At 64.5% G+C, this 7,030-nt stretch carries 5 protein-coding genes; 4 read left to right on the plus strand and 1 reads right to left on the minus strand.

Features of this window, described 5'->3' with window-relative positions; genetic code table 11:
• Nucleotides 1-83 precede the first annotated feature (83 nt).
• Entirely contained in the window at nt 84-1,211 is a 1,128-nt protein-coding gene (locus LKD37_RS16495) for a glycerate kinase family protein (protein WP_302930176.1), read from the plus strand.
• 264 nt (nt 1,212-1,475) lie between these two features.
• Nucleotides 1,476-2,819, plus strand: coding sequence for a short-chain fatty acid transporter (locus tag LKD37_RS16500; RefSeq protein ID WP_302930177.1), 1,344 nt, complete (start codon nt 1,476-1,478; stop codon nt 2,817-2,819).
• Between the two features lie 77 nt (nt 2,820-2,896).
• Here the strand turns inward: LKD37_RS16500 and LKD37_RS16505 are convergent, their stop codons facing one another.
• The gene (locus LKD37_RS16505; RefSeq protein WP_302930178.1) at nt 2,897-3,094 is read right to left on the minus strand and encodes a hypothetical protein; all 198 of its coding nucleotides are present in this window, start codon (nt 3,092-3,094) and stop codon (nt 2,897-2,899) included.
• A gap of 201 nt (nt 3,095-3,295) precedes the next feature.
• On the opposite strand from LKD37_RS16505, the gene LKD37_RS16510 reads away from it, so the two are divergent.
• Nucleotides 3,296-4,777 (plus strand): DUF1846 domain-containing protein, encoded by a 1,482-nt coding sequence (locus tag LKD37_RS16510; protein ID WP_302930179.1) that lies wholly within the window; start codon nt 3,296-3,298, stop codon nt 4,775-4,777.
• A gap of 59 nt (nt 4,778-4,836) precedes the next feature.
• On the plus strand, nt 4,837-6,996 hold the full coding sequence (locus LKD37_RS16515) for a Tex family protein (RefSeq protein WP_302930180.1): 2,160 nt from the start codon (nt 4,837-4,839) through the stop codon (nt 6,994-6,996).
• Nucleotides 6,997-7,030: the final 34 nt, after the last annotated feature.

Genomic DNA, 7,030 nt, shown 5'->3' on the forward strand with positions numbered 1-7,030 from the left:
GGGGGGGGGTGGGCCGCGCCCTCTTGTTATTTCCCCCCCGATGGGGTATCCTATGGACAACAAGCTACACCGGGAGGTGCAATATGCACAAATACATTCTCATCCCCGATTCCTTCAAGGGCACCCTGTCCGCCCGGGACTTCTGCGCCGTGGCCCGGGAGGCCATCGGGCGGGCTGACCCCGGGGCACAGGTGCTCTCCATCCCCCTGGCCGACGGCGGCGAGGGTACGGTGGAAGCGTTTCTGGCGGCCTGCGGCGGCCGGCGGATCGAATGCCCCTGCATGGGCCCCTATGGCGGCACGGCGCCGGGGTTTTACGGCCTGCTGCCTGACGGCACCGCCGTTGTGGAGCTGGCAGCCGCCGCAGGACTGCCTCTGGCCGGAACGGACCTGCATCCGGCGGAGGCCACCACCTACGGCGTGGGCCAGCTGCTGCTGCACGCCGCCCGCCATGGAGCCAGGCGTCTGCTGCTGGGCCTGGGCGGCAGCGCCACCAACGACGGCGGCTGCGGAGCCGCCGCTGCCCTGGGCGTGGAATTTTACGACAGCCGGGGCCGGGTATTTGTCCCCACCGGCGGCACGCTGGGGGATATCCACCGCATTTCCTCCGAAAATCTGGAGCCGCTGCCGCCGGTGACGGTACTGTGCGACGTGGACAATCCCCTGTGCGGCCCCCGGGGCGCTGCCGCCGTGTTCGGCCCCCAGAAGGGGGCGGACCCGGACATGGTGCAGCTGCTGGACGCAGGCCTGGCCCATCTGGCGGCGGTGCTGCGCCGGGACACGGGCCGGGACGTGCTGGATATGCCCGGCGGCGGCGCGGCAGGCGGCTTCGGCGCAGGGGCGGCGGCCCTGCTGAACGCCCGGCTGCGGCCGGGGGTGGAGATGCTGCTGGATGCGGCGGATTTCCCCCGTCTGGCGTCGGACGCGGACCTGATCATAACCGGCGAGGGCAGGCTGGACGGCCAGAGCCTGGGCGGCAAGGCCGTCATCGGCGTGGCCCGGCGGGCCCGGGAGCTGGGAGTTCCCTGCGCGGCCCTGGCCGGGGCGGTGGACGTCTCCGCCCTGCCCCGGGCCTATGAGCTGGGCCTCACCGCCGCCTTCCCCATCAATCCTCTGCCCTTGCCCTTTGAACAGGTGCGGGTTTCCTGCCGGGAAAATCTGTCCGCCGCAGTGGAGAATCTCATCCGTTTTTATTGCTCTGTCGCTCGGTGACTCCAACCAAAAACTTAACGCGAAAACTCCATTACTTTATTGATTCTTTATGCTTTTCTGCGATATTTTAGCGTGATATATGAAAAATCCGAGAAATCTGTAACACTTCACAAAATGTTCGTTAAAAATTCAGCGATTTGGCAATTGTAAACATTCTGTGACTGTTATAGAATTAACACAGACGGGTCTGCTGCGTATAGGGCGGCGGACCGGAAAACGAAACAGCGCGGTGCGCCGCGCCCCCAAATTAAGGAGAGTGAGTCTGTGTTCAAGAAATTCACCAACGGCTGCGTTCGCGTGGTCAATCGCTGGCTGCCGGATGCCTTCCTGTTCGCCATCATCCTGAGCATCATCGTTTTCATCGGCGCCATGTTTGCCACGGGAATGGGTCCGCTGAAGGTGCTCAACGCCTGGGGCGACGCAAAGGGCTTCTGGGGCCTGCTGGCGTTCTCCATGCAGATGGCCCTGGTTCTGGTATTCGGTTCCGCCATGGCTTCCGCCAAGCCCTGCCGCAAGGCCCTGCGGGCTGTGGCGGGTCTGTGCCACAACAACATGCAGGCCATCGTGATCACCACCATGGTCTCCACCATCTGCTGCTGGCTGAACTGGGGCTTCGGCCTGGTGGTGGGCGCTCTGCTGGCCAAGGAAGTGGTCCGCCGCGTTCCCACCGTGGACTATCCTCTGCTGATCGCCTCCGCCTACTCCGGCTTCGTGATCTGGCACGCGGGTCTGTCCGGCTCCATCCCCCTGGACCTGGTGGCCGGCAAGGCCTTCGGTGAGGTGACCTATCAGGCCCCCATCACCGCCACCGTGTTCCACCCCGTGAACATCATCATGTGCGTCGTGATCCTGATCGCCATGCCCTTCATCAACTACGCCATGCATCCCGACAAGGCCCACACCGTCTGCATCGACCCCACCCTGCTGCAGGATGAGGAGGACAAGACCTACGAGATCAAGACCCCCGCTGACCGCATCGAGCACTCCAAGATCCTGTGGGTGATCCTGGTGGTGGCCGGGTTTGCCTACATCGTTTACTACTTCGTCCAGAACGGCTTCACCCTGGGCCTGAACATCGTGAACATGATCTTCCTGTTCCTGGGCATCCTGCTCCACGGTGACCTGCGCCGCTATGTGGACGCCATCGGCGAGGCTGCTGCCGGCGCCGCCGGTATCCTGCTGCAGTTCCCCTTCTATGCCGGTATCATGGGCATGATGGTGGCTGCCAACGAGCAGGGCGTGTCTCTGGCCAGCGTTATCTCCCAGTTCTTCGTGAACATCTCCAACAGCATCACCTTCCCCATGCTGTCCTTCCTGGCGGCCGGTATCGTGAACTTCTTCGTTCCCTCCGGCGGCGGCCAGTGGGCCGTTCAGGGTCCCATCATGATGCCCGCCGGTGCCAACCTGGGCATCGACGCCGGACGCACCGCCATGGCCATTGCCTGGGGCGACCAGTGGACCAACATGATCCAGCCCTTCTGGGCTCTGCCTGCTCTGGGCATTGCCAAGCTGTCTGCCCGGGATATCATGGGCTATCTGGTCATCGTTCTGCTGTTCACCGGCGTGGTGGCCTGCCTGGGCTTCCTGGCCTGGGGCCTGTGGTTCTGATTTACCCGATCCACCAATTGAAAAGAGGCGCTGCCGCGGCAGCGCCTCTTTTTTGTCCGTATTCGTCCGTATACGCGTTACTCCCGATAGATGGCGGCGTCAAAGTCCCGCACCAGCTCCTGGCGCTTGGTGTCCATGACCTTCACCAGGTTGAACTCCTCAAAGGCCAGCCGCATGGCGAAGTCCTTGGCCTCGTGGATGTCGTCGGTCTCGAAAAAGGGGAAGAAATTGGTCCCCGGAACGTTTTCCTTTTTCAGCAAAACCTGAAAGCGCATGGTGTGCATCCTCCTGCATATGTGGTGTATCTTTTAGTATACCCCCGCCGGGGGCAAAACGCAACGGCGCGTTTCGCCCAAAATCCCGCCCCGAAAACCGGCAAATTTGCCGGAGGGGAAAATGCAAAAAGGCCTTTTCTCTCCGGGCACGGTCGTGTATAATAGTTAGGTTGAAGCAATTACCGGAAAGAGGGAGCACATATGAAAATCGGTTTTGATAACGACAAATACCTGGCCCTCCAGGCCCAGCACATCCGGGCCCGGCGGGAGCAATTCGGCGACAAGCTGTATATCGAGTTCGGCGGCAAGCTGTTCGACGATTACCACGCCTCCCGGGTGCTGCCGGGGTTCCAGCCGGACAGCAAGATCCGGATGCTGGCCTCCATCCGGGACGAGGTGGAGATCGTGGTGGCCATCTGCGCCGGAGACATCGAAAAGAAGAAGATCCGCGGCGACCTGGGCATCGGCTATGACGAGGACGTGCTGCGGCTGATGGACGTGTTCCGGGGCCTGGGGTTCTATGTGGGCTCCGTGGTCATCACCCAGTACGCCGGGCAGCCGGCGGCGGACGCCTTCATCAAGCGGCTGACGGCCCTGGGCGTCCGGAGCTATCGCCACTATCCCATTGCCGGATACCCCTCGGACGTGGCCCACATCGTGTCCGACGACGGCCTGGGCAAAAACGACTATATCGAAACCACCCGCCCCATCGTGGTGGTGACGGCCCCCGGCCCCGGCAGCGGCAAAATGGCCACCTGCCTGAGCCAGCTGTACCATGAGAACAAGCGGGGCGTCCGGGCTGGCTACGCCAAGTATGAGACCTTCCCCATCTGGAACCTGCCTTTGAAGCACCCGGTGAACCTGGCCTATGAGGCGGCCACGGCGGACCTGAACGACGTGAACATGATCGACCCCTTCCACCTGGAGGCCTACGGCAAGACCACCGTGAACTACAACCGGGATGTGGAGATTTTCCCGGTGCTCAACGCCATGTTCCAGCGGATTCAGGGCACGTCCCCCTATCAGTCCCCCACGGACATGGGCGTGAACATGGCGGGCTTCGCCATTGTGGACGATGCGGTATGCCAGGAGGCCTCCCGGATGGAGATCCTCCGCCGGTACTATGCCGGTATGGTGGACCGGGTCCGGGGCAAGTGCGACGACGATGTGGTGCGCAAGCTGGAGATCATCATGCAGCAGGCCGGGGTCACGCCGGATATTTGTCCCGCCGTGGCGGCCTGCCTGAAAAAGGCGGAGGAGACCGCCGCCCCCGCCGGGGCCATGGTCCTGCCGGACGGCCGGGTGGTCACCGGAAAGAACAGCTCCCTGCTGGGACCCTCGGCGGCGCTGCTGCTGAACGCCATCAAGGCCCTGGCGGGCATCGACAAGGAACTGGACCTGCTGCCGTCGTCCATTATCGCTCCTATCAGCGATATGAAGATTTCCCACCTGGGCCACCGGAACCCCCGGCTGCACTCCGACGAGGTGCTCATCGCCCTGTCCATCTCCGCCGTCACCAACCCCCTGGCGGAGCGGGTGCTGAAGAAGCTGGACGACCTCCGGGGCTGCGACGCCCACTTCTCCGTCATCATCTCCGAGGAGGACGAGAAGCTCTATAAGCGCCTGGGCATCCACGTCAGCTGCCAGCCCCGGTACGAGATCAAGCGCCTGTATCACAAGTGAAAAAACCGGGACGGACAGGCTCCGTCCCGGTTTTTCCCCGGAAGAAAGGAGTATCACGCATGCAGACCATTGCCGAAATTCTGGCCCGGGAGCTGGACAAGCCCCTGGCCCATGTGCAGAACGTCATCGACCTGTTGGACCAGGGCAATACCATCCCCTTCATCGCCCGCTACCGCAAGGAGCTGCACGGCAGCATGGACGACACCGCCCTGCGGACCCTGGAGGACCGGCTGAGCTATCTGCGGAACCTGGACCAGCGCCGCCAGGAGGTGAAAAACGCCATCGACGGCCAGGGGAAGCTCACCGACGAGCTGTCCGCCGCCATCGACAGCGCCGCCACCCTGGCGGAGGTGGAGGACCTGTACCGCCCCTATAAGCAGAAGCGCCGCACCCGGGCCACGGTGGCCCGGGAGAAGGGCCTGGAGCCCCTGGCCCTTCTGCTGCTGGACCAGGGCCGGGACTGCCCGGCTCCGGAGGAGGCCGCCCGGGACTATGTGGACCCAGAGAAGGGGGTGGAGACTCTGGCCGACGCCCTCCAGGGGGCCAACGACATCGTAGCGGAGCTGCTGTCGGACGATGCCGCCATCCGCAAGACCCTGCGGGAGCTGCTGCGCCGGCAGGGACATCTGCGGAGTCTGGCCGCCACGGAGGAGGACACCGTTTACCGGCTGTATTACGACTTTGACCAGCCCATCGCCAAGCTGGCCGGGCACCAGGTCCTGGCCATCAACCGGGGCGAAAAGGAGGGCGTCCTCTCCGTCACCGTGCTGCTGGACCGGGAGCTGGGTCTGATGACTCTGCGCCGGGCGGTGGTGCGACCCGGGTCCCGGGCTATGGAGTTTATCAAGGCCGCCTGTGAGGACGCCTATGACCGGCTGATCTACCCCTCCCTGGAGCGGGAGGCCCGGTCCGACCTGACTGACGCCGCCTGCGAGGGGGCCATCGCCAACTTCGGCCTGAACCTGAAGCCCCTGCTGATGCAGCCCCCGGTAAAGGGCCACGTCACCATGGGCCTGGACCCCGGCTATGCCCACGGCTGCAAGGTGGCGGTCATCGACGGCACCGGCCGGGTGCTGGACACCGCCGTGGTGTACCCCACCTACGGCCCCCGCCAGAAGCAGGAGGCCATCGACCGGCTGTCCCGCCTGGTACGCCGCCATGGCGTCACCCATATTGCCATCGGCAACGGCACCGCCAGCCGGGAGACCGAGCAGATGGCGGTGGAGATGATCCGGCAGCTGGGCGGCGGCGTCAGCTATATGATGGTCAACGAGGCCGGGGCCTCCGTATACTCCGCCAGCAAGCTGGCGGCGGAGGAGTTTCCGGAGTATGACGTGAACCTGCGCAGCGCCGTGTCCATCGCCCGGCGGATGCAGGACCCCCTGGCCGAGCTGGTGAAGATCGACCCCAAGGCCATTGGCGTGGGCCAGTATCAGCACGATATGCCCCAGAAGCGGCTGGACGAGACGCTGTCCGGGGTGGTGGAGGACTGCGTCAACGCCGTGGGCGTGGACGTGAACACCGCCTCCGCCAGCCTGCTGGGCCGGGTGTCCGGCCTGAACGCCGCCACCGCCAAAAATATCGTGAAATACCGGGAGGAAAACGGCGCCTTCACCGGCCGCCGTCAGCTTCTGAAGGTGCCCAAGCTGGGGCCCAAGGCCTTCCAGCAGTCGGCGGGCTTCCTGCGGGTGCCGGAGAGCAAGTCTGTGCTGGACAACACCGGCGTCCATCCGGAGAGCTACGCCGCCGCGGAGGGACTGCTGGCCCTGTGCGGCTATACCCTGGCCGACGTGGCCGCCGGGAGGCTGGCGGACCTGCCCCAGAAGGTGAAGGCCCTGGGCTGGGAGGAGACCGCCGCCCGGCTGAACGTAGGCGTGCCCACCCTGCAGGACGTGGCGGCGGAGCTGGTAAAGCCGGGCCGGGACGTCCGGGACGACCTGCCTGCCCCCATCCTGCGGACGGACGTGCTGGAGATCAAGGACCTGGCCCCCGGCATGGTGCTGACGGGCACCGTCCGCAACGTGGTGGATTTCGGCGTGTTCGTGGACATCGGCGTCCACCAGGACGGCCTGGTGCACATCTCCCAGGTCTGCAATAAGTTCATCCGCCACCCGTCGGAGGTGGTGTCCGTGGGAGACGTGGTAAAGGTGACGGTCCTGGAGGTGGACGAAAAGAAGCGCCGCATCAGCCTGTCCATGAAGCAGGCGCCAAAGCAGTAATATAAAGCAGCAGGGGCGCCCTTCCGGGCGGCCC

The organism is Brotocaccenecus cirricatena (genome assembly GCF_020687045.1).
Lineage (GTDB): Bacteria > Bacillota > Clostridia > Oscillospirales > Oscillospiraceae > Vescimonas > Vescimonas cirricatena.

What these genes read in the sequence shown, in the direction of transcription:
- LKD37_RS16495 (WP_302930176.1), top strand. Translation starts at nt 84, where the DNA reads ATGCACAAATACATTCTCATCCCCGATTCCTTCAAGGGCACCCTGTCC.
- LKD37_RS16510 (WP_302930179.1), top strand. Translation starts at nt 3,296, where the DNA reads ATGAAAATCGGTTTTGATAACGACAAATACCTGGCCCTCCAGGCCCAG.
- LKD37_RS16515 (WP_302930180.1), top strand. Translation starts at nt 4,837, where the DNA reads ATGCAGACCATTGCCGAAATTCTGGCCCGGGAGCTGGACAAGCCCCTG.
- LKD37_RS16505 (WP_302930178.1), bottom strand. Translation starts at nt 3,094, where the DNA reads ATGCGCTTTCAGGTTTTGCTGAAAAAGGAAAACGTTCCGGGGACCAAT.